Here is a 22,634-nt window from a genome sequence, read left to right on the forward strand (position 1 = left end):
CAGCCCTCTCCCGCAAGCGGGAGAGGGAGAACACCAGCGGCAAGCGGCGGCCACAGCGATTGCGCACGCACTTGCGGTATCTCGCTCGCCTCTCCCGCTTGCGGGAGAGGGGCTGGGGGAGAGGGCAGCCTGCCTTCGATCGACCCGTCACCGCTTCAACAACGCCGCCAGCAGATCCGACTGCGTGATCAGCCCGAGCAGTCGCCGTTGCTCGTCGACCACCGGCATCAGGTGCCAGCCGCCGTCGGACATCGCGCCGGCCAGCTCGACGATGGGCTGGTCGGGGCGCGCGGTCGGCAGCTCGGTCAGCATCGCGTCGCGCACCAGGCCATCGGGGCGGCGTTGGCCCTTGGCGGGGTCGCCGGCGAACAGGTCCGGCAGCGCGACCAGGCCGACCAGCCGGCGCTGGCGCGGCGACACCACCGGCAGCGCCTGCAGCCGATGGCGGGTCAGCAGCGTCCAGGCCTCGCTGATGCGCTGGTCGGCGTGGACCGCCACCACGTCGCGCGACATGATGTCGCCGCAGCGTACGTCGCCGAAGCGCCGTCCGAACGCGCGCAGCTCGGCGGCGACCAGGATCTCTTCGAGGTCGTCGCGGTCGACGTCGAGGAATTCGCCGCGCGCCGCCAGCACTTCGTCGAGGTCCGCGCGGGTGAAGCCGACACGCTGGCCCGGGGGCGGATCGCTGGTGCCATGTCCGGGGACCGGGGGCGGCGGCCGATGCGGATAGCGGCGGCCGGTCAGATTGTTGAACGACAGCGCGATCAGCAGCATCAGCATCGAATTGAGCGCGACCGGGAACAGCACGAAGGCATAGCCCAGCTTGGCGACCGCCGGACCGCCGAACACTGCCGTGATGGCCACCGCGCCGGCCGGCGGATGGACGCAATGCAGATGGAACATCAGCCCGATCGCCACGGCCACTGCGACGGCCGCGGCCAGTCCCGGATCGGGAATCCAGCGCGCGCAGGTTACGCCGACCAGCGCCGCCAGCAGATTGCCGCCGACCACCGACCACGGCTGCGCCAGCGGGCTCGACGGCACGGCGAACAGCAGCACCGCGGAGGCGCCCATCGGCGCGATGAACCAGGGGTTGTGGCCGCCCAGCATATGCCGGCTGGTCCACTCCGTGCAGGCCAGCGCGAACAGCGCGCCCAGACAGCTCTTGATCCGTTCGCGGCTGCTTGCCGCCACCGGCATCGGAACGAAGGCGGCCAGCCAGCCGCGCCAGCGCAAGCGGACTTCGCCGGCCAGGGCAAGGAGGGGAGAGGTTCGGGAGGACATGAAGGCGCCAGCGCGTGCCGCGACGCAGCAAAAAAAGCGTCGCGCAAAAAAGCCGTCAATGTATCACGTGATGACATACCTTGCCGGCGGCGCCCCAGGGGAACAGGGTCGGCTCGGCCCGGCGCGGTAACATAGCGCCGTTCCGAACACCCTCGCGCCGCCCTGCGGCGGCGCCATGCCTCATGCTCGAACTTCAGGGCGCGATCTGGTTTCGCGCCGGCAGCCAGGACCTCGGCGGCAAGGACCGCATCGCGCTGCTCGCCGCGATCGCCGAACACGGCTCGATCACGGCGGCCGCCAAGGCGGTCGGACTCAGCTACAAGGCGGCGTGGGACGCCGTCGACGCGATGAACAACAGCGCCGGCGAGCCGCTGGTGGTGCGCGCCGCCGGCGGCAAGGGCGGCGGCGGCACCATGCTGACCTCGCGCGGCGAGGGGCTGGTGCGCACGTACCGCGCGCTCGAGGCCGAGCACCGCGCCTTCGTCGCGCAGCTGTCGCGCGTCAGCGAGCAGCTCGACGCCAGCGCGGCCGACGCGCTGCAACACGATATCCACCTGATTCGACGACTGATGATCAAGACCAGTGCTCGCAACCGGCTGTTTGGCACGGTGACCCAGGTCCGTACCGGCGCGGTGAACGACGAGGTCACGCTGGCGCTTCCCGGTGGCCAGCAGGTGGTCGCCACGGTCACGCACGAGAGCGTCGAGACGCTGGGCCTGGCGCCGGGCAGCGAGGCGTTCGCGCTGGTCAAGGCGTCGTCGGTGCTGATCGGCGTGCCGTCGCCGGGCTTAAGGCTGTCGGCGCGCAATCAATTGCCGGGCACGGTGACGCGCATCGTGCCGGGCGCGGTCAATGCCGAGGTGGTGCTGGCGCTCGACGGCGGCGCCACCATCGCGGCGATCGTCACGCATGCAGGCCTGGACGAGCTCGGGCTGACCGAGGGCGCGCCGGCGCTGGCAATCTTCAAGGCGTCTAGCGTGATTCTGGGGACGATGGATTGAGTTGCCGTCGGACGGCAATCGCATGACGATGCGCTGGTTTTCTCCCCTCTCCCGCTTGCGGGAGAGGGGCGGGGGAGAGGGCAAGGGGCGCTGGTACGGCCACTGTGGTTCGAGACCACCCCCTCTCCCCAACCCTCTCCCCCTGAGGGGGAGAGGGAGAACACAGTCGGTATTCACCGCTGGTTTTCTTGGAGAGCAATCGTTCTACATGCTCGAGTCCTGGGGCCCATAGATCCGTCCGTCCCGAATCTCCATCACATGGTCCGCCAGGGCCGCGACATCGTCGGGGTCGTGCGAGATCACCAGCATCGGCACCTCGAGGCTGCTCTGCAGCGCGCGTAGCTCGGCGCGCATGCGGGCCCGTAGCGCCGGGTCCAGCGCGGAGAACGGTTCGTCGAGCAGCACGATATCGGGCCGGGTCGCCAGTGCGCGGGCCAGCGCCACGCGCTGCTTCTGCCCCCCGGAGATCTCGGCCGGATAGTGGCCGCGAACCTCGCGCAAGCCGAAGGCGTCGATCCAGCGTTCGGCATCGTCATGGCTTTCGCCGCGACGCGGATTGCGCCAGCCGCGCGCGAGCCCGAAGGCGACGTTCTGCGCGACGGTCAGATGGGGAAACAGCGCGTAGTCCTGGAACAGGTACGCCACCCGCCGCTGCTGTGGCCGCACGTCGACACCCGCGGCGCCGTCGAACAGCGTGCGTTCGCCCAGCACGATGCGCCCATGATCGGGCCGCAGCAGGCCCGCGATCGCGCGCAGCGTCAGCGTCTTGCCGGCCCCCGACGGCCCGAACAGCGCGATGCGGCGGCTGGCCGAAGAAAAGCCGATATCCAGCGTGAAATGCCGATCGGCGGTATCCAGCCGTTTGCTGACTTCGACGCGCAGCACGGTGTTCTGCATCGCGGCCGTCCCTTCACCGCACCGGCTGGCGCGTGCTCGGCACCAGCCGTCCGGCGATCACCAGCAGCACCACGCAGGTGATCGAGGTCACCAGCACCAGCAGATTGGCGGTGTTGTCGTCGCCGGCCTGCACCGCTTCATAGATCGCGACCGACAGCGTCTGCGTGCGTCCCGGCAGATTGCCGGCCACCATCAGCGTCGCGCCGAACTCGCCCAGCGCGCGCGCGAAGGCCAGCAGCACGCCGGCGGCGATGCCGCGCACCGCCAGCGGCAGCGTGACGCGAAAGACGATGCCGGCCTCGCTGACCCCGAGCACGCGCGCGGCATGCTCCAGCTGCGGGTCGACGCCCTCGATCGCCGCACGGGCGGACTTGAGCACCAGCGGAAAGGCGACGATGGTCGCCGCCAGCACCGCGCCCTGCCAGGTGAAGACGAGCTCGATGCCGAGCGACGACAGCCATTCGCCGAACACGCCGCGGCGGCCGATCAGCACCAGCAGGTAATAGCCGAGCACGGTCGGCGGCAGCACCAGCGGCAGCGTCAGCACGGCATCGACCAGATCGCGCAGCGGCGAGCGCCAGCGCGACAGCGCCACCGCGGCGGCCACACCGAGCACCGCGTTGATGGCGGTGGCCCAGCCGGCGACCTTCAGCGACAGCGCCAGCGGGACCCAGACCGATTCCATCGGCAACATCGGCGACATCGGCGGACAGGCGAGCGCGCCGTTCAGCGCGGCCGGAAGCCGTGGCGCTCGAGCAGCGCCTGGCCTTGCGCGGACAGCACGAAGTCGACGAAGCGCCCCGCTTCGGCGCTATGGCGCGAGCGGGCGGTGACGGCGATCGGATAGGTGATCGCCGTGCGCGTCGGCACCTGCGCGACGACACGCACGCGGGACGGCATCACGGCCGCATCCGTGGCGAAGACGAAGCCGGCATCGACCTCGCCGCGCGCGACATAGTCCAGCGCCTGGCGCACGTTCTGCGCCGGCACGCCCTTGGCGGACACGGCCTGCCACAGCCGCGCATCTTCGAGCGCGTCGCGCGTATAGCGCCCCACCGGCACCGAGGCGGGATTGCCGTAGGCCACGCGCCGCACGTCGTCGCGCAGCAGGTCGCGCGGCGAGGCCAGCTTCAGCGCGCTGTCGGCCGGCTCGACCAGCACCAGCGCATTGGCAGCGAAATCGCGGCGCGAGGCCGGCACGATCACGTGTTCGGCCTGCGCCTTGTCCATCGCCTGCTGGTCGGCCGAGGCAAACACGTCGGCCGGCGCGCCCTGCACGATCTGCTGCATCAGCACGTCGGAGGCGCCGAAATTGAGCACCAGCTTCGTTCCCGGATTCGCCTGTTCATAGGCGGTCGCGACCGCACGGAAGGCATTGGTCAGGCTGGCCGCGGCCGAGACCACGAGTTCGGCGGCGGCCGCTGGCCGGGCGGGCAGCATCGCCAGCATGGCGACCGCCGCCGCGGCGAAGGCGCCGGACAGACGGGAGCGCCGGCGAATGGACGCGATCGCAATGGCGAGGGAACGACGAGCAGGCATGGCGGGTTTCGGATTCGGTGACGGGAGGACAGGGCCATCGAAGCCATGTCGCCGCAAGGATCGGGTGCCACAGGGGGACACTCGAGTCACATCGAGCGCAATATACGGCGGTATATAGCGGCCCGTCAATTGACGCCGATGTACGGCAGCCGATACCCCGATGGGGGCAATCGTTCCGCTCAGGGTACCTCTGGCACCAGCAGGTCTTCGAGGAAGTAGGCCGCCAGTTCGTGCCGGCCGCGCAGGCCCGCCTTGGCGTAGACGTTGGTTGCGTGCTGGCGCACGGTCTTGGGCTTGCTGTCGCGCACGCCGGCGATCTCTTCCAGCGACAGCCCCTTGATCAGCAGATAGGCGACCTCGCGCTCGCTGGTGGTCAGGTTCCAGCGATCGAACTGGCTGCTGATCGCATGCCGCATCTGCAGCCCGGCCTGATGCGCGGCCGCGTCGCGCTGCGCCAGCGTCCGTTCGGCCTCGCCCAGCGACGCGCGCAGCTGACGGATCTCCTGATCGGTGCGCAGCCGCTCGCGCGCGAGCACGAAGACGCCGGCGAGCGTGATCAGCGTGCCGATGCCGTCGATGACCACGTGCTGCAGCCCTTCGGCTTCGTTGTAGTCGAACACCAGGTCGAAGCAGGCATACAGCGCGATAAAGACGAACAGGTAAAGAAAATGCCGTGGCATGGCTGGCACGAGGGCGAGGCGTGGAATGGAAAATCGAACATCGCGGCCGACGCTCCGGTGGAACGCCGTGCCGCGGTATCGGAGCAGGGCGGGGCAAGCCCGCCCGGGGGGTATTACAGGATCGGCGTCAGCACCTTGCCGGTCTCGAGGAAGGCGCGCAGATTGTCGAGCATCAGCGCCTGCATCGCACCGCGCGTCTCGACCGTGCCGCTCGCCATATGCGGGGCCAGCACGACGTTGTCGAGCCCGATCAGCGCCGGCGGCACGCGCGGTTCGTCGCGGAACACGTCCAGCCCCGCGGCGCCCAGGCGGCCATCACGCAGCGCTTCGACCATCGCGTCCTCGTCGATCACGCTGCCGCGCGCGACATTGACCAGCACGCCTTTCGGCCCGAGCGCCTCGACGACCTGGCGCGACACTAGCCCTTCGGTTTCCGGACCGCCGACGCAGCTCACCACCAGGAAGTCGGCCCAGGCGGCCAGCGCCAGCAGATCCGGCTCGTGGCGCCAGGGCGCGCCCTCGCGCGGACGCCGGTTGTTGTAGGCGATCTCCATGTCGAAGCCCTGCGCGCGGCGCGCGACCTTCTCGCCGATGCGGCCCAGGCCCAGGATGCCCAGGCGCTTGCCGGACACGCGGCTCGTCAGCGGGAACGGGCCCTGGTGCCAGCGGCCGGCGCGTACGAAACGGTCGCCGTGCGAGATGCCGCGCGCGGCGTCGATCATCAGGCCGAAGGCGAGATCGGCTACGCAATCGTTGAGCACGTCGGGCGTATTGCTGACCTGGATGCCGCGGGCGCGCGCCGCATCCAGCGCGATGCTGTCGTAGCCGACGCCGAAGCTGACGATCGCGGCCAGTTGCGGCAGCGCGTCGATCACCGCGGCGCTGCAGCCGTGCCGGGCCGAGGTCACCACCACGCGCGCCTGCGCGCCATGCTCGCGCAGCCAGGCGGGCCAGTCGTCCTGTTCCCACAGCGCGGCGGCGCCGTGGCGCTCCTGCAGCGTGGCGTTGAGGTGCGGCGCGAGCGGGCCGATCTGGATCAGGTCGATGGCGGGCATGATGTCAGCTTCTTGTTGAGGGCGAGGCGGGAAAAAGACAGCAGAGTGTATCCTGCCGGACGGCCTCTTGTCCGTGCCGGCGGCCTCGCCGGCGGGCCGTTGGCGGCCGCGCCGGCAGCGGCGCCCGTTCCATTCGGGACATACGCGACACAACGCGACACAACGCGACACGACACGACACGCCACCATGCCCACCGTCTACCTTGCCGGCCCCGATGTCTTCCGTCCCGATGCGATGGCCCATGGCCAGGCCCTGAAGACCCTGTGCGCGCAGCATGGCTTCACCGGCCTGTTTCCGCTGGACCATCAGCTCCCGGCCGGTCTGGCCGGGGAGGCCGCCGCGCGCTGGATCTATCAGGCCAATGTCGCGCTGATCCGCCGTGCCGATCTGGTGATGGCCAATCTGGACGACTTCCGCGGACCGGCGGAGCCGGATTCGGGCACGGCCTTCGAGGTAGGCTTCGCGGTCGCACTGGGCAAGCCGGTGTGGGCCTATACCGCCGATCGCGGCACCATCGTCGAGCGTGCGGCGGTGGGCCGGGATGGCGAGGGCAGGCCGCTCGACGCGCGCGGCTTTCATGTCGAGGACTTTGGCCTGGGCAAGAACCTGATGCTGGCCTGCTCGGTGCAGCTGGTGCAGGGCGGGCCGGCGGAGTGTCTTGCGGCGATGGCCGCGGCGCGCGCGGGCGGCCCCGCCTAGGGCTTGCGGCTGACCGTCGCCGGCTCCTGCCGCAGCGAGGCCACGCCGGCCGCGATCTGCGCGGCCGTATCGTCCACCACCTGGCGCATTGCCGCCACCACGCCGCCGACGTCATTGCCGCCGCTCGTGACCGGCAATTCGGCCTGCGTGCGTCCGGCCAGCGTGCGGCCATCCGGCAGGCGCCGCACGGTCCAGTTGACCGTCGCACCGACCCGCGCGCCCGGCTGCGCGTCGAGCCGCACCACGTCGGTGGTGATCCGGTACAGCGGCTGCACGTCGCTCAATCCCTGCTGATAGACGTCCACCGCGCCGAGCACGATCTGCAGGCGCTGCGACAACGCATCGCGCCATTCGTCGGGCAGCGGCGCCGACCACCGTGCCATGTCGAGCGGCGTCACGCTGCCGTCGGCGCCGGCGACGACGATCTGCTGGCGGTTCAGACGTTCGGGCACGCGCGCCGGCGCCACCTCGATCCACAGCGGCTGCGTGGCCGACGGTGAGCCGGCGGCCGCCGCCGTGCCGGTCCTTGCGACGACGGTCGCGGGAAGCGCGGCGCCCGCGGCGCCGGCCTCGCCGCCCGGGGCCAGCGAGTAATAGCGCGGCTCCGACGACGATGCGCACGCGCCCAGCAGCAGGGTGCCGGCGCAGGCCGTGGCGAACATCGCGGCGCGCAGCCGGCGGGTCAGGATAGGCAGGCCCTTCATCGTTGTGTCTCCGTCTTGCCGCGCAGCAGCGCTTCGGGATGGCGTTCGAGATAGTCGGTCAGCGTGCGCAGCGAGACCGCGGTGCGCGTCAGTTCCTGCAGCATCCGGCGCGTGTCCTGCTGCAGCGGCGCGTCGGAAGCGAGCGTGCCGTTGGCCGACTGGATGGTGCGGCGCGCGTCCTGCAGCGCCGCCAGCACCTCGGGCGCGACATCGCCCTGCAGCTGCGCGACCAGCTTGTCGGCGCTGGCCAGCGTGGTATTGAGCTGGGCCACCGTCTTGCGCAGATCCTGGCCGATCTCGTCGAACGGCACCTTCTCGATCTTGCCGACGATGCTGCCCAGCTTGGCCTGCAGCTCGTCGAGCGCGCCAGGCATGGTCGGCAGCTCGGCGATCGCGGTGTCGGCCGGCGCCTTGACCGGCTTGGCGCCGGGGAAGAAGTCGAGTGCCACATACAGCTGGCCCGTCAGCAGATTGCCGGTGCGCAGCTGCGCGCGCAGGCCGCGCTGGATCATGCTCAGCATCAGCTGGCGCGCTCGTTCACGGTCGGCCAGGTCGCGTTCGCGGAAGCCCATCCGCGAGGGATAGAGCTCGACCACCACCGGCAGACGGAACGACTTGGTCTCGCGCACATAGTCGATGCCGATCGAGCGTACCTGGCCGACCACCACGCCGCGGAAGTCCACCGGCGCGCCGGGTGCGAGGCCGCGCACCGATTGCTCGAAGTTCAGCACCGCCAGCGTCGGCGCCAGCTCGTCCGGCTCCTTCATCGCGTCGGCCTGGTCGCCCGCCAGCAGGAACTGCGTGTTCTCCTTGGCGGCCTCGGTCACGTGCGAGTTGGGCGGCGCCTGGAACGCGACCCCGCCCAGCAGCATCGTCACCAGCGACTGCGTGTTGAGCTTGAAGCCCCCCGCATCGAGCTTCAGATCGACGCCGCTGGCATGCCAGAAGCGCGTGTCGGCGGTGACCAGCTCGTCGTAGGGCTTGTTGATGAAGACCCGCAGCGTGATGTCGCGCCCGGCCGGTTCCAGCTGATAGGCCACCACCTGGCCGACCTGCACGCGCCGGTAGTAGACCGGCGAGCCGATATCGAGCGAGCCCAGATCGGCGGCGCGCAGCACGAACTGCTTGCCCGACGAGTCAGTGGTGACAACCGGCGGCGTTTCCAGGCCGACGAATTCGCGCTGCGTTTCCTCGGACTTGCCGGCGTCGACGCCGACATAGGAGCCCGACAGCAGCGTCTCCAGGCCCGACACGCCGCTGACGGCCAGGCGCGGCCGCACCACCCAGAAGCGCGTGTCCTTGACCGCGAAGTTCTCCGCGTCCTTGCTCAGGTCGATGGTCGCCACCACATGCGAGCGGTCCGGCGCCAGCCGCACCTGCTTGACCAGGCCGATATCGACGTCCTTGTAGCGCACCGGCGTCTTGCCGGGCGCCAGGCCCTCGGCGGTGCGGAAGGTCACCTGGATCTCGGGGCCGCGCTGGGACAGCGTATGGAACAGCAGCGACAGCCCGACCACGGCGGCGACGATGGGAATCAGCCAGACCACCGACGGCAGCCAGCGCGCGCGGCGGCGGCGCGCCGGCTCCCGGGGCTGCGGCGGCTGCGGGTGCGAAGGGGAGGAGGAGAGGTTGTCCGGATCGGGCATCGATAAAAGTCCAGCGTACGTCTTTGTCGGTATTCGGTAGGGTTATTCGGCAGGGGTGTTCAGTATCGGGATTCGGTATCGGGATTCGGGATTCGGGATTCGGGGGTTCGCCGCGTGCGGCTCAGTCGTTGACCTGGGCAGCCGCCGGCGCCGCGCCGCCAGGCGCCTGCGGGTGCGGGTGCGGGTGATCGTGCGCATCCCACAGCAGCCGCGGGTCGAACGACAGCGAGGCCAGCATGGTCAGTACCACCACCATGCCGAACGCCGCCGCCCCGGTGCCCGGATCCACCTGCGCCAGCGCGCCGGCGCGCACCAGCGAGGCCAGCAGCGCCACCACGAAGATATCGAGCATCGACCAGCGGCCGATCAGCTCGACCAGTCCGTACAGCTTCGTCTGCTGCCGCAGCCGCCAGGTCGAGCGCAGATGCACCGACAGCAGCAGGAAGGTCAGGATCATCATCTTCAGCAGCGGCACCACGATGCTGGCGATCAGCACCACGATGGCGAGCATGCGCGAGCCCGACACCCACAGATAAATGATCCCGGACAGGATCGTGTCCTCCTGCGTGCCGAGGATCGAGCGGGTGATCATGATCGGCAGCACGTTGGCCGGAATGTACAGAATGTAGGCCGCCAGCAGGAAGGCCCAGGTGCGCGTCAGGCTGGCCGGCTTGCGATGGTGCAGCGTCGCGCCGCAGCGGCGGCACGGCTGGCCTTCCTGGTCCAGCGGACTGAGCGCGTCGCAGGCGTGGCAGGACAGCAGCCCCATCGATGTGGCGGTGGGCACCTCCGGCAGCGGCGTGCGCTCGTCGTCGTCGGCCAGCTCCTGCACCACGCCGGCGACCACCTCGCGCGAGCGGCGCAGCGCGCGCTGGCGCGCGGTGGGTTTGGGCTCGTTGGCGTTCATCGCTGCCCAGCCTCCTGGCGCCGCTCGGCGTGGCGCCACAGATCGCGCGGATCGTAGGTCAGCATCGTCGCCAGCACGATCACCAGCGCGCCGAACGACCACAGCGCGATGCCGGGCAGCACCTGGGCCATCGTCGAGAGCTTCACCAGCGTGACCAGCACGCCCATCATGAATACCTCGAGCATGCCCCACGGGCGGGTCTGGCGGATGCCGCGCATGATCCATTCGAAGCCAGGGGGGACGCTGCCGCGCGCGAGCGGCACCAGCAGATAGGCCATCATCAGCATCTCGGCCAGCGGGAACACGATGGTGGTGGCAAACACCAGCAGCGCCACCAGCGTCATGTTGTCGGCCTGCAGCGCCTGCACCGCGCCCCATAGCGTGGTGCGCGTGCGCACGCCCTGCAGGTCCATCTCGACGATGGGGTAGGCGTTCGACACGATGAACAGGATCAGCGCGGTCAGCACCAGCGGCAGCAGCCGCCGATAGGCGCGCCGGCTCTCGTGGTACAGCTCGCCGCCGCAGCGCAGGCACTGCGCGCGTTCGCCGGCGGCGAGGACCAGGCGGCGGTAGACCGCGTCGCAATATTCGCAGGCCACCAGCCGGTCCAGCTCGGCCGGGTCGGCAACGGCGGGCGCCGACGGGACCCGCTCCATCGACTTCTCAACCGGATTGCCGGACGTCATTCGGACAGATCTCCAACTACTCCGCCTTGCAGGCGGGAAACACGTCAATATATCGGAATTTGGTGGTGGGGCTTCTGGGTCACAGTTCGAAAGATCGTATGCGGCGCTGGTTTGCGACCGCCGCTGCCCTCTCCCCGACCCTCTCCCGCAAGCGGGAGAGGGAGAACGCCGTGCAGCATTGCCAACCCCTGCGATTTGCTGCCCTCTGCGGATTGCTCCCCTCTCCCGCTTGCGGGAGAGGGGTTGGGGGAGAGGGCAACCACCGATCGCCATCCCGACACCATCCCAAGGCCTCACAGCTTGTACGTCGACAACAGAATGCTGGTCTCCGTCGCCGCGATCCCCTCGATCAGACGGATCCGGTCCAGCGTCCGGTCGAACGCCTCCAGCGTGTCGGCGCGCAGTTCCGCGATGATGTCCCAGCGCCCGTTGGTCGTATGCAGCGTCTGCACGTTCGGTTCGCCCCGCAGCGCCTGCAGGACCTTGCCGATGCGGTTGCCTTCGACCGAGATCATCGTCAGCGCACGGATGCGGTGCGGCTCCGCCTCGGGCTTGAGCCGCACGGTATAGCCGACGATCACGCCGGCCTCCTGCAGCTTGTCGATCCGGTTCTGCACGGTCGCGCGCGAGAGCCGCAGCGCCTTGGCCAGCGCGGTGGCCGGCGTGCGCGCATTGTCGCGCAGCAGCGCCAGCAGTTGGCGGTCGATATCGTCCATGGCGGCTCGCAGGTGCGTACGGCAGATCGATGCGGCGGAAAGGCGGGGCGGATGGCTTTGCAAAACGCCAGCGCATGCCGGCATTCTGTCATGGCCACCGCGCTTTTTGCGCAGTTTGTGCGCTATCCGATGGCGCCGGTGTGCACCACAATCCATTCCGACAGCAACCCTGACTCTCGGAAGGAGCCGGCGTGATCACCGAACCCACCATCCTGCTTGTCGAGCCGACCCACTACGACGTGTCGTACAGCATCAATCCGTGGATGGACCCGCTGCGCTGGGCTGCCGATCCGCACGGCATGCATCGCGGCGCGCTGCGCGCCTTCGCCGAGCTGCGTGAAGCCCTGGAAGGGGCCGGCTTCGCGGTCGAGGTCGCCGCAGGCGAACCGGGCTTGCCGGACATGGTGTTTCCCGCCAATGCCGCGGTGGTGCTCGACGGCCGCGCGCTGCTCGCGCGCTTTCGCTATCCACAGCGGCAGGGCGAGGAGGCGCCGTTCGCCCGCGTCTTCGCCGGGCTGCGCGAGCGCGGCCTGATCGACGAGGTGGCGACGCTCGCCGAGGGCTGCTACCAGGAAGGCGCGGGCGACTGTATCTGGGACGCGGTGCGCGGACACTTCTGGGCCGGGTTCGGGCCGCGTTCCGCGCGCTGCGCCGCCGATGCGGTCGGCGCGTATTTCGGGCGCGAGGTGGTCGCCCTGGAGCTGGCCACGGCGCAGAGCTACCACCTCGACGTCTGCTTCTGCCCGCTGGCCGGCGGCGAGATCCTGTACTACCCGCCGGCCTTCACCGAGGCGTCGCTGCGCGAGCTGCACGCGCGCCTGCCGGCCAGTCAGCGCATCGAGGCCAGCGCCGACGACTTGCGGCATTTCAGCGTCAATGCGGTCAATCTGCACGACCGCATCGTGATGGCGCGCACCACGCCGCGTCTGCGCGACGCGCTCGGCAAGCGCGGCTACCGCGTGCAGGAGGTCGATCTCGCGCCGTTCATGCTGTCGGGCGGCGGCGCCTATTGCATGACGCTGCGCCTGGATCGCAGCAGCGGCGCGCGGCAAGGGATCGGCGAAGCAGCGGGGAGCACGCGCACGGTTGCGGCAGCGTGAGCGCACGCCGCCACTGAATACAAAACGACAAGGAGACCACGATGAAGGAAACCGCGATGACCCGCTTCCTCGATGCGACGGCGGTGGCGGCGCTGGTGCGCAGCATCGGCGTGCCGACCGCGCTGCGGCAACTGGCCGAGCATGTGCGGCAGGACTTCCTGCGCTGGCATCGCTTCGAGAAGTCCGCGCGGCTGGCCAGCCATTCGCCGGTCGGCGTGATCGAGCTGATGCCGGTCACCGACGGCGAGCAGTACGCGTTCAAATACGTCAACGGCCATCCGCGCAATGCCGCGCATGCGATGCCGACCGTGATGGCGTTCGGCGCGCTGGCCGAGGTGTCCACCGGCTTTCCGCTGCTGCTGGCGGACATGACGCTGGCCACCGCCTTGCGCACCGCCGCCACCTCGGCGCTGGCCGCCAGGGCAATGGCGCCGCGCGGCACCACCACGATGGCGCTGATCGGCAATGGTGCACAGGCCGAATTCCAGGTGCTGGCCTTTCACGCGATGCTCGGCGTGCGCGAGATCCGCGCCTACGACGTGGACCCGGCCGCGACTGCCAGGCTGCAGCGGAACCTGAGCGGGCTGACCGGTGCCGGCGCGCTGCGCATTGTGCCGATGACGTCCATCGACGAAGCGCTGGCCGGCGCGCACATCGTCTCGACCGTGACCGCCGACAAGACCCGCGCCATCATCCTGCGCGACGACCAGATCGCGCCCGGCGTGCATATCAACGCGGTGGGCGGCGACTGCCCGGGCAAGACCGAGCTCGATCCGGCGTTGCTGCGGCGCGCGCGCGTGGCGGTCGAGTACGAGCCGCAGTCGCGACTGGAAGGCGAGATCCAGCAGATGCCGGCGGACTTCCCCGTGATCGAGCTGTGGCGGATCTTGAATGGCGAAGTAGCGGGCCGCACCGCCGTCGAAGACATCACGCTGTTCGACTCGGTCGGCTTCGCGCTGGAAGACTATTCGACGCTGCGCTGGCTGTACGCCGCGGCATGCGCACGCCATGCGGGCCGCCATGTCGAACTGGTAGCGGCGCCCGACGAACCGCGCGATCTGTATGGCTGGCTGATGCGGCAGGACGAGGTGGAAGGCGGCCGGAGGGTGGCGGCCTAAACCCAGACCGCCGGATGGCGCATCAATCGTTGCACTCGCACGAAGGCCTCGACTTCCTCGTCGGTCGGGGCCTTGAGGAACACCATGATGCCCCAGCGCTGCAGGGTCTCGGCCATGCCGCGCGCCGCCTCGTCGGGCGCCACGACGGCGAACAGCACGTGGCGCGCGGTGCAGAACGCCTGCAGCTTCTCCAGCGGCTCGAGATCGCTTTCGCGCAGGCGCTCGACCTGGCACAGCACCAGCGTCGGGTGCGAATCGCCGGCGCCCATATAGGTGATCAGCGTCGCCTTGCCGCGCGTCAGCACGGTCCTTTCGAACGGCGCCCGGTGACTCGCCATGCCGGCGCAGGATCTGGGATCGGGCTTCATCGCGGGGCTTCCTGGCAGGGAACGGGCCGGGCCAGCCGCCGTGCGGCCGCTCCGGGCATCGCACCGCGAATCGTGGCCGCGGCGCTTTGCGCAGAGTATCCCCGTTGCGCTGGCCGCCGCTCTGTTCGCTAGCCGACAGAGCATGCGGACCCCACGGCCGCTACAGCGCGTACTTCCTGACCTTGTCGAACAGCGTGGTCTTGGCGACCCCGAGCGCCTCGCTGGCCCGGCTCAGATTGCCATCATGCCGCCGCAGCGCATCCGCAATCAACGCCCGCTCGAACTGTTCCACCGCCTGCCCCAGCGGCAATAGCGCCGGTTCCTCGGTGCCCTGTTCGGGATTGCACCCCAGCCCCAGCACATGCCGCTCGGCCAGATTGCGCAGCTCGCGCACGTTGCCGGGCCACGGATAGGCGACCAGCCGCGCCAGTTCGGCGGGGGAGGCCGGCCGCGCGTCGCGCTCGAAGCGCAGGGCCGCCTGGGCGACGAAGTGGTCGAACAGCAGCGGCACGTCCTCCCGCCGCTCGCGCAGCGGCGGCAGTTCGAGCGTGATCACGTTGAGCCGGTAGTAGAGGTCGGCGCGGAACTGCCCGGCGTCGGACAGCGCCTTCAGATCGGCCTTGGTGGCCGCCACCACGCGCGCGTCGACCGGTACCGGCGTGTTGGAGCCGAGCCGTTCGACCACGCGCTCCTGCAGCACGCGCAGCAGCTTGATCTGCATCGACATCGGCATGCTCTCGATCTCGTCGAGGAACAGCGTGCCGCCCTCGGCATGCTCGATCTTGCCGATGCGGCGCTTGGCGGCGCCGGTAAAGGAGCCCGCCTCATGCCCGAAGATCTCGCTTTCGAACAGCTGCTCGGGCAGTCCGCCGCAGTTGATCGGCACGAAGTTGCGCGCGTGGCGGGTACTGGCGTCGTGCAGGCAGCGCGCCACCAGTTCCTTGCCGGTGCCGGTCTCGCCGTGGATCAGCACGTTGGCGCTGGTGTCGGCCAGATCCGCGATCAGCCGGCGCAGCCGTTCCATCGCCGGCGACACGCCGATCAGCCGCGCCTCGAGCCGTTCGCGGCCCGCCAGCCGGTCGCGCAGTTCTTCGACCTCTAGCGCGAGGCGGCGCTGTTCCAGCGCGCGGCGCGCGACTTCGACCAGGCGCTCGGGGGCGAACGGTTTTTCCAGGAAGTCGTAGGCGCCTTGCTTCATCGCCTGCACGGCCAGGCCGACGTCGCCATGGCCGGTGATCATCACCACGGGCAGCGCGGCATCGCGGGCCTTGAGCTCGGTCAGCAGCGCCATGCCGTCGATGCCGGGCAGGCGGATGTCGCTGACGACGATGCCGGGGAAGTGCGGCGTCACCGCCTGCAGCCCGGCCTCGGCGGTGCCGACCGCACGCGTGGCGATGCCTTCGAGGCGCAGCGCCTGCTCGCAGCCGAGCCGGACGTCGGGGTCGTCCTCGACGATCAGCACCGACAGATCATTGAGTGTGGGCGCCATCCTGCGTCTCCTTGCCGGCCATCGGCAGCACCATCGTGAAGCAGGCGCCGCCGTCGGGGTGATTACTGGCGACCAGCGTGCCGCCGTATTCGTCGAGGATGCCGGCCGACAGCGTCAGGCCGAGGCCGAGACCCTGTCCCGCCGGCTTGGTGGTGAAGAACGGCTCGAACAGCCGCGCGAACGCTTCCTCGGACAGGCCGGGGCCGTTGTCGCGGACGGTGCAGCGGACCATGCCTTCGGCGACCGCCGCGCGCAGTTCGAGGCGAGGCGACGCGCCGCGCGTGCCGGGGTCCGAGCCCATCGCGTCGAGCGCATTGCCGATCAGATTGACCAGCACCTGTTCGAGCCGGTTGGGATCGCAGGCGACCGTCAGCGTGCGGTCGACATCGCGGACGATCTCGGGCCGCACGGCCTGCACGCGCGTCTCCAGCAGGAACAGCGCGTTGTCGATCGCGTCGGCCAGCAGCGCGCTGCCCTTGCCGTTGCGGCCCGGCTTGCGGGCGAAGGATTTCAGCGCACCGGTGATGCGGCCCATCTTTTCGACCAGGCCGATGATGGTGCCGAGGTTCGCCTGCGCCGTCGCCAGGTCGCCGCGCGCCAGGAACTTCTGCGTATTGCCCGACAGCGTGCGCAGCGCCGCCAGCGGCTGGTTCAGCTCGTGCGCGATGCCGGTCGACATCTGTCCGACCGCGGCGAGCTTGCCCGCCTGCAGCAGGCCGTCCTGGGCCTGGCGCAGTTCGCGCTCGGTGCGGATCCGCTCGGCGATCTCGGTCTGCAGCAGGTGGTTGGCGCTGGTCAGGTCGGCGGTGCGTTCGGCGACCTTGCGCTCGAGTTCGCTGTTGGCGGCCTCCAGCGCGGCGCGCGCCGCGAGCCGCTCGCTGACGATGCGGCGGCGCACGTTCCAGGCGGCGCCCAGCAGCAGCACGAAGGCGGTCAGCACGCCGCACAGCGCGGCGGTGTTCAGCGCCGCCATGCGCGCCTGCGACGTATCGGTCAGCAGCGTCAGCTGCCAGTCGGTGCCCGGCAGCATGGCGTTCTGCTCGAGCATCGACGGGCCGCGGCGCATGCGCACCAGCGCGTCGCCGTTGTTCATCGCCCGCACGCGCGTGAATTCGAGCGGAACCAGCGGCGCGCGGTTGTACTGCAGGCTGCGGTTCAGCCGCTCGCGCTGCGCCGCGCTCAGCGGCCGGCGTGCGCGCAGCTTCCACGATGGCTCCGAGGCAAGGATCACCACGCCGTTCTCGTCGGACAACAGCATCTGCATGTCGGCGCTCTGCCAGCGCTGCTCCAGCGGTTCGAGCCCGACCTTGACGACCGCGACGCCGCTTGGCCGGTTGCCGTTGCCATTGCCCAAGGGCGCCGACAGGTAATAGCCGGATTCGTCGCGCGTGGTGCCGACGCCGTAGAAGCGGCCGAGCTGGCCGTCGATGGCCGCCTGGAAATAGGGCCGGAAGCTCAGGTCCTCGCCCAGGTAGCTGTCGGGGCGCTGCCAGTTGCTGGTGGCGCGTACGCGTCCCTGGCGGTCGAGCACGAACACGGCGAGCGTGCCGGCGCGCGCATTGACGGCGGCCAGATGCGCGTTGGCCGCCGCGACGCGGGCGGGATCGTCGGGGCGCGCCAGCAGCGCGCTGATTTCGTCGTCCAGCGACAGCAGGCTCGGCACGAAGTCGTAGCGGGCCAGTTCGCTCGACAGCGCCTGGCCGTAGAGCCGCAGCTGCACCTGGCCGCGCTCGGCCTGGCGCGCCAGCGCGGCGTCGAAGGTATAGCGGTAGCCCAGCCAGCCGGCCAGGCCCACCAGCCCGGCCAGCGCCAGCAGCGCGAGCAATTGCGCAGCGGCGGCCAGGCCGCGCTGGCGGCGGGGCGGACGAGGCTGCGAGGAGCGGGCCGGGCGGGAAGGTGGGGAAGACACGGCGGAGGACTGACGGTTCGGCATTGCGGTTATCTGCATGCGCTCTCTTTTATCACACCCGGTGAGCTGACCCGTACGCCGGGCGATGGCTCCCCTCTCCCACTTGTGGGAGAGGGGTGGGGGAGAGGGCAAGGGCGGTGGTGTACCGACACACGGTCGCACATGACGAATCCCTTTCCCTCTCCCCCGGCCCCTCTCCCGCCAGGCGGGAGAGGGGAGAAAACCTGCGGCGGACGTCCAGGCGGGAGAGGGGAGAAAACCTGTCGCCGACATCGCCAAAGAAAAAGGCCCGGCCGCCGGATTGGCGGTCGGGCCCCTGGCACGCCCCAGAGAGCAAGCAGGGAGGCTACTTGCTCGCCAGGACCTGGACGGGTGCCAGGTCGGCAGCGCCGTCTTCCGCGGTGTCGTCCGCTTCTTCCGGCACCGGCGCGCCGATCGCGCCTTCGCTTTTGGCGACGACGGTCGTGGCAATGGCGTTACCGAGCACGTTGGTGACGGTGCGGCCCATATCGAGAACGTGGTCGATGCCGAGCACCAGCAGGATGCCGGCCTCCGGCAGGCCGAACATCGGCAGCACGGCGGCGACCACCACCAGCGAGGCGCGCGGCACGCCGGCGATGCCCTTGCTGGTGACCAGCAGCACCAGCAGCATGGTGATCTGCTGGGTCAGCGTCAGCTCGATGCCATAGACCTGCGCGACGAACAGCGCCGCGAACGAGGTGTACATGATCGAGCCGTCGAGGTTGAACGAGTAGCCGAGCGGCAGCACGAAATTGGTGATGCGCTCCTTGACGCCGAAGCGGGTCAGCTGGTCGATCACCTTCGGATAGGCCGACTCGCTGCTGGCGGTGGCAAAGCCGATCATCAGCGGCGCGCGCAGCGTCTTGAGCAGGCGGAACACGTCGCGGCCGAGGAACAGATAGCCGCCGAAGATCAGTGCCGCCCACAGCAGCGCCAGCGACAGGTACAGGCTGCCGAGCAGCTTGGCGTAGACCGTCAGCACGCCCAGGCCCTCGGCGGTGATCACCGCGGCGATGGCGCCGAACACGCCGATCGGGGCGAACGCCATCACGTAGTTGGTGACCTTCAGCATCACCTTGGCCAGACCTTCGATCGCGGCCAGCAGCGGCTTGCCCGGACCGTCCTTGACGGCGCCCAGCGCGAAGCCGAAGAACAGCGAGAACACGACGATCTGCAGGATCTCGTTGTTCGCCATCGCCTCGGCGATGCTCTTCGGGAACATGTGGGTGATGAAGTCGCGCAGGTTCAGCGCGCCGGTCTTCAGGTTCGAGGCCGCGTCGGCCGGCGGCAGCGGCAGGTTCATGCCGTGGCCGGGCGTCAGCAGATTGGCCATCACCAGGCCGAGCAGCAACGAGGTGACCGACGCGATCACGAACCAGCCCATCGCCTTCAGGCCGATCCGGCCCACCGCCTTGCCGTCGCCCATGCTGGCGATGCCGCTGACCAGCGTGGCGAACACCAGCGGGCCGATGATCATCTTGATCATCCGCAGGAACACGTCGGTCAGGATCGACAGATGGCCGGCGATCGATTTGGCCGCGGCCGCATCCGGGGCGAGGTGGTGCGCGGCGGTGCCGGCCAGCAGGCCCAGCAGCATGGCGAACAGAATCAGGGTGGGCAGTCGGTTCAGTTTCATCGTGATTCAAACCTGAGGCGTCCGGCGCGGGCCGGACAGCTTGGTAAACGCAAGGACAAGGCGCAAGGACAGGGCTGGCAAGACGCGCAAGGCGGCGCACCGCCCCGCACGGGCCGCCGGACGCCGAAGCGCCCGTGCGGCGGCGCGGGCCGGCTTCAGTGCAGGCGGGAACGCTGTCGGGAGCGTTGCAGGGCGCAAATGCGCGGGGCGGGGGCAGCCATGTCGTTTCCTCCATCGTTGTGGCGCGGCCGGGGGCGGCGACGCTATAGATGGGGCCTAGTTCGCACGAGGCGTGCCAGCTTGTGCAGGGCAAAGCCTCCTGCAAGTCCTTGAGGCGAAAGGAAAAAATTCGACGTGTCCGCGGCGTCGTTCGGATTTCCGAGCGGGCGTGGCGTGGGCGTGTTCGGATTCCCGAACGGCAGCTCGGGCGACGGCTGCCGGCGTTGCCCCCCCTGCGCTATGCCGCGTTCGCGGTCTCTGTGCGTTCACGCACGATGCCTTCCCACCTCTGCGGATCAAGATCGAGGCGAGGTCCTTCCGATTCGCTTGCCCGGAAACTAAAGAAGCACGCATTCCGCGTGACTTTTGCAGTTGCACACGTCGTACATTCCCGCCATCCCGAATTCGATAGTGCGCCGCACCATACGGTGCGTCGGTCTTGTGTCCGCAGTGTATTTGCGATGTGTCGCCACCTGGCCTGGCGGCCGTTGCGAGGAAGACCATCATGCCCCTGACCGGTTTTGCTTTCGCTTCCCTTCGTATGCCCCAGTCGGCGCCATGGCGGCAGACGCCTCCGGATCTGGCGACCGGCAAGGTGGGCGCCGGACCCGTTGTGCTGGGCGGCGCCGCGTGCCGCATCGCGGCCGGCAAGGCGACGGCGTCGAGCGGCTGGATTCGCTGCATCGAGTCGCTGCTGTATGGGTCCTGGACCGGCGTGGCCGCGCTTCTGACCGCGGCGCGGTCCGCCCAGTTGCCGGCCATCGCACACGCTGTGTCCCCCGCCGCATGGCTTGGCGCCGCCGGCTCCCGGCTGGCCGAGGCGATGCCTGTGCTCGCCACGGTGGAAATCGGCGTCACGTTCGCGAAATGGGTCCGCGTGGTGCGCAAGCGCGGCGATCTGCAACAGCGGATCGCGGCGACCGCCGGCAGTCACGGACATTGCGAGGCGGCGCTGCGCCAGCGGCTGGCCTCGCGCACCGAGGCGGCGCCGCTTGCCGAGCGTGCGCAGCGGCGCGAGCAGCGGCAAGCCATGCGAAACAACGGCAGCCTCGATGCCTTTCTGGCGCACCGCCACGCGCTCGCCGAGTATCGCGACAGCCAGGGCAAGCGCCGGCAGGCGGGGCTGGCCCTCGCGCGCGACACGGTGGTGCAGGGCGGGGTGGTGACCACCGGTGCGGCACAGATCCTCTGCCGCTTCCTGCCGACGGTGGCCATGGCCCTGCCAGGGGTCGGTATCGCCGGTTGCGTGGCCTCGGTGGCGATGTCCCTGACTCAGGTCGTCACCGGCATCGTGCAGCGGTACGACGCACGCAAGGACAGTGCGCTGTGGCAACGCCGCGGCGAAGCCCTGCGTCGCTCGCCGCTGGCCACCGCGCTTGCCGGGCTGGAGAAGCAAGGCGCGGCGGCCACCGTCTGCGCGGCAGCAGCGTTGTCGGCGCGTCAGCAGGGTATCGTTGGCGGCGCCGACGAGGCGCAGACGCGGCAACTGACGGCCTTCTATCGCAACGTGCTGCAGCACTGCGACGACAAGGTGAGCGCCGCCCGGCAATCGGCCAGGGACGACGCCCGCAACGCCGAGCTGCGCATCGGCTACGGCTCCGGCACGCTTGGGGTCAACGGCGCCATGCTTGGCTTGACAGTCGCCGCGCTGACCACGGTGACGGCGGCGACGGCCGGGATGGGCCTGATGGTGGCCGGCGGCGTATTGGGAGCGTGCTGGCTGGGCTTCGCGATCTACAAGATGGTGAAGTGGTGGCGGGCCCGACGGGAGGCGCGGGCGGCCGCGCAGACCGCCCGGCAGGCGCTCGAGACCCTGACCCCGCAAGGTGCCGCGCCCGGCAAGACCGTCGCCGAGGCGTGTGCGGGTGTCGGTGCGGGCAAGGCCGACACGAACAGTCATCTGATTGCGACCCGCGTGATCGAACATCTGCAGGCGCGCGGTTCCGCACAGGCGTTGGCCGAGCGGTCCATGGCACGCGCGCTGATGCGCGCGCTGGGTGCCGATGCCGAGGTGATCGCGGGGATCGAGGCTGCGCAAACGCCCAAGCAATGCCGGCTGGCCTTGAAGGTGGTGCTGCGCTACCTCGATGGCCGCTGCATCGATCCTGAGTCCCAGCAACCGGGTACCTGCGCGAGCGACGCCGACGCCGACGGCGCGTCGAATGGCACGCGGCCGGCAAAGGAGGACGCCCGCACGCCGCTGCTGGCCGGCATGGCCGACGGCGCTCGCGCCGGCTGACTTACCGGCCCGGGCGCTGCGCCGCCTCGCCTGGCACGGCGGCACAGCGCGCCAGGTAATCCTCGAGCGGCATCGGGCGGCCGATCGCATAGCCCTGCGCATAGTCGACGCCGATCTCGCGCAGCACGTCGAGCGTGGCTTCGTCCTCCACCGATTCGGCCACGGTGCGGATGCCCAGCCGGTGGCCGATGTCGTTGATCGAACTGACGATCTCGCGATCGACCGCGCTGGCGGCCAGATGCCGGATGAAGCTGCCGTCGATCTTCAGATAGTCGACCGGAAACTGCTTCAGATAGGCGAACGACGACAGGCCGGCGCCGAAGTCGTCCAGCGCCATGGTGCAGCCCGCCTTGCGCATGTCGGCGACCAGCCGGTTGGCCGCGGCCATGTTGTTGATCAGCGCGGTCTCGGTGATCTCCAGGCGGATGCGGCTGGCCGGCAGCACCGAGTTCGACAGTTCCGCATGCAGGAAAGGCAGCAGGAACGGCTCGCCCAGCGAATTGGCCGACAGGTTGATCGACACCGACAGCCCGGGCACCGCCAGCAGCCGCGCGCCGAAATCGCGCAGCACATGCTGGATGACCCAGCGGTCGACATGGCCCATCAGGTCGTAGCGTTCGGCCGCCGGAATGAAGGCGCCGGGCATTACCAGGCTGCCTTGCTCGTCGACCATGCGCAGTGCTTCATCGACCTGGACCGCTTCAAGATCGTCAACGATAC

21 protein-coding genes are annotated in these 22,634 nt (G+C 69.7%); 5 read left to right on the plus strand and 16 right to left on the minus strand.

What is annotated here, in order from left to right; translation table 11 throughout:
* Positions 1 to 147: 147 nt before the first annotated feature.
* Complete coding sequence (locus tag J5T34_RS11465; protein WP_208579847.1) at positions 148 to 1,284, minus strand: HPP family protein; 1,137 nt, start codon at positions 1,282 to 1,284, stop codon at positions 148 to 150.
* A gap of 182 nt (positions 1,285 to 1,466) precedes the next feature.
* On the opposite strand from J5T34_RS11465, the gene J5T34_RS11470 reads away from it, so the two are divergent.
* A complete protein-coding gene (locus tag J5T34_RS11470) occupies positions 1,467 to 2,285 on the plus strand; it encodes a TOBE domain-containing protein (protein ID WP_208579848.1) in 819 nt (272 codons plus the stop codon).
* 204 nt (positions 2,286 to 2,489) lie between these two features.
* Here the strand turns inward: J5T34_RS11470 and J5T34_RS11475 are convergent, their stop codons facing one another.
* From J5T34_RS11475 to J5T34_RS11495, 5 genes are all read right to left on the minus strand, one after another.
* Entirely contained in the window at positions 2,490 to 3,182 is a 693-nt protein-coding gene (locus tag J5T34_RS11475) for a sulfate/molybdate ABC transporter ATP-binding protein (protein WP_208579849.1), read from the minus strand.
* A gap of 13 nt (positions 3,183 to 3,195) precedes the next feature.
* Positions 3,196 to 3,867 (minus strand): molybdate ABC transporter permease subunit, encoded by a 672-nt coding sequence (modB, locus tag J5T34_RS11480; protein ID WP_174108381.1) that lies wholly within the window; start codon positions 3,865 to 3,867, stop codon positions 3,196 to 3,198.
* A gap of 41 nt (positions 3,868 to 3,908) precedes the next feature.
* Positions 3,909 to 4,631, minus strand: coding sequence for a molybdate ABC transporter substrate-binding protein (modA, locus tag J5T34_RS11485; protein ID WP_244258850.1), 723 nt, complete (start codon positions 4,629 to 4,631; stop codon positions 3,909 to 3,911).
* A 269-nt stretch (positions 4,632 to 4,900) separates the two neighbouring features.
* A complete protein-coding gene (locus J5T34_RS11490; protein WP_208579851.1) occupies positions 4,901 to 5,401 on the minus strand; it encodes a helix-turn-helix transcriptional regulator in 501 nt (166 codons plus the stop codon).
* A 113-nt stretch (positions 5,402 to 5,514) separates the two neighbouring features.
* Positions 5,515 to 6,456, minus strand: coding sequence for a 2-hydroxyacid dehydrogenase (locus J5T34_RS11495; protein ID WP_208579852.1), 942 nt, complete (start codon positions 6,454 to 6,456; stop codon positions 5,515 to 5,517).
* Between the two features lie 187 nt (positions 6,457 to 6,643).
* Between J5T34_RS11495 and J5T34_RS11500 the strand changes: the two genes are divergently transcribed.
* Complete coding sequence (locus J5T34_RS11500) at positions 6,644 to 7,156, plus strand: nucleoside 2-deoxyribosyltransferase (protein ID WP_208579853.1); 513 nt, start codon at positions 6,644 to 6,646, stop codon at positions 7,154 to 7,156.
* Here the strand turns inward: J5T34_RS11500 and J5T34_RS11505 are convergent.
* From J5T34_RS11505 to J5T34_RS11525, 5 genes are all read right to left on the minus strand, one after another.
* Positions 7,153 to 7,860, minus strand: coding sequence for a PqiC family protein (locus J5T34_RS11505; RefSeq protein ID WP_432207658.1), 708 nt, complete (start codon positions 7,858 to 7,860; stop codon positions 7,153 to 7,155). The two genes, J5T34_RS11500 and J5T34_RS11505, sit on opposite strands and share 4 nt — an antisense overlap.
* Positions 7,857 to 9,506, minus strand: a complete 1,650-nt coding sequence (locus tag J5T34_RS11510; protein ID WP_208579854.1) for an intermembrane transport protein PqiB — start codon at positions 9,504 to 9,506, stop codon at positions 7,857 to 7,859. Before J5T34_RS11510 ends, J5T34_RS11505 begins: the two co-directional genes overlap by 4 nt.
* 121 nt (positions 9,507 to 9,627) lie before the next feature.
* Positions 9,628 to 10,413, minus strand: a complete 786-nt coding sequence (locus J5T34_RS11515) for a paraquat-inducible protein A (RefSeq protein ID WP_208579855.1) — start codon at positions 10,411 to 10,413, stop codon at positions 9,628 to 9,630.
* Positions 10,410 to 11,099: a paraquat-inducible protein A gene (locus tag J5T34_RS11520; protein ID WP_432207659.1), complete on the minus strand. Its 690-nt coding sequence runs from the start codon at positions 11,097 to 11,099 to the stop codon at positions 10,410 to 10,412. Before J5T34_RS11520 ends, J5T34_RS11515 begins: the two co-directional genes overlap by 4 nt.
* A 293-nt stretch (positions 11,100 to 11,392) precedes the next feature.
* A complete protein-coding gene (locus J5T34_RS11525) occupies positions 11,393 to 11,815 on the minus strand; it encodes an Lrp/AsnC family transcriptional regulator (RefSeq protein WP_208579856.1) in 423 nt (140 codons plus the stop codon).
* A gap of 191 nt (positions 11,816 to 12,006) precedes the next feature.
* Here J5T34_RS11525 and J5T34_RS11530 point away from each other — a divergent pair, with 191 nt between their 5' ends.
* Positions 12,007 to 12,915, plus strand: coding sequence for a dimethylarginine dimethylaminohydrolase family protein (locus J5T34_RS11530; protein WP_208579857.1), 909 nt, complete (start codon positions 12,007 to 12,009; stop codon positions 12,913 to 12,915).
* A 41-nt stretch (positions 12,916 to 12,956) separates the two neighbouring features.
* The gene (locus J5T34_RS11535) at positions 12,957 to 14,033 is read left to right on the plus strand and encodes an ornithine cyclodeaminase (RefSeq protein ID WP_208579858.1); all 1,077 of its coding nucleotides are present in this window, start codon (positions 12,957 to 12,959) and stop codon (positions 14,031 to 14,033) included.
* Here the strand turns inward: J5T34_RS11535 and J5T34_RS11540 are convergent.
* The 4 genes from J5T34_RS11540 to J5T34_RS11555 form a co-directional block, all read right to left on the minus strand.
* The gene (locus J5T34_RS11540) at positions 14,030 to 14,401 is read right to left on the minus strand and encodes a hypothetical protein (RefSeq protein WP_174108371.1); all 372 of its coding nucleotides are present in this window, start codon (positions 14,399 to 14,401) and stop codon (positions 14,030 to 14,032) included. The two genes, J5T34_RS11535 and J5T34_RS11540, sit on opposite strands and share 4 nt — an antisense overlap.
* A 160-nt stretch (positions 14,402 to 14,561) precedes the next feature.
* Positions 14,562 to 15,890 carry a sigma-54-dependent transcriptional regulator gene (locus J5T34_RS11545; protein WP_208579859.1) on the minus strand — a complete coding sequence of 443 codons (1,329 nt, stop codon included), beginning with the start codon at positions 15,888 to 15,890 and terminating at the stop codon, positions 14,562 to 14,564.
* Positions 15,871 to 17,823 (minus strand): sensor histidine kinase, encoded by a 1,953-nt coding sequence (locus J5T34_RS11550; protein ID WP_432207660.1) that lies wholly within the window; start codon positions 17,821 to 17,823, stop codon positions 15,871 to 15,873. Before J5T34_RS11550 ends, J5T34_RS11545 begins: the two co-directional genes overlap by 20 nt.
* A 322-nt stretch (positions 17,824 to 18,145) precedes the next feature.
* Positions 18,146 to 19,456 carry a dicarboxylate/amino acid:cation symporter gene (locus J5T34_RS11555; protein ID WP_208579860.1) on the minus strand — a complete coding sequence of 437 codons (1,311 nt, stop codon included), beginning with the start codon at positions 19,454 to 19,456 and terminating at the stop codon, positions 18,146 to 18,148.
* 724 nt (positions 19,457 to 20,180) lie between these two features.
* Between J5T34_RS11555 and J5T34_RS11560 the strand changes: the two genes are divergently transcribed.
* Complete coding sequence (locus J5T34_RS11560; RefSeq protein WP_208579861.1) at positions 20,181 to 21,914, plus strand: hypothetical protein; 1,734 nt, start codon at positions 20,181 to 20,183, stop codon at positions 21,912 to 21,914.
* A gap of 1 nt (position 21,915) precedes the next feature.
* Here the strand turns inward: J5T34_RS11560 and J5T34_RS11565 are convergent.
* The coding region (locus J5T34_RS11565; RefSeq protein ID WP_208579862.1) for an EAL domain-containing protein at positions 21,916 to 22,634 on the minus strand (719 nt) is incomplete at its 5' end.

Origin of the sequence: Cupriavidus gilardii (assembly GCF_017598945.1) — a bacterium.
In the GTDB taxonomy this organism is placed as follows: Bacteria; Pseudomonadota; Gammaproteobacteria; order Burkholderiales; family Burkholderiaceae; genus Cupriavidus; species Cupriavidus gilardii_E.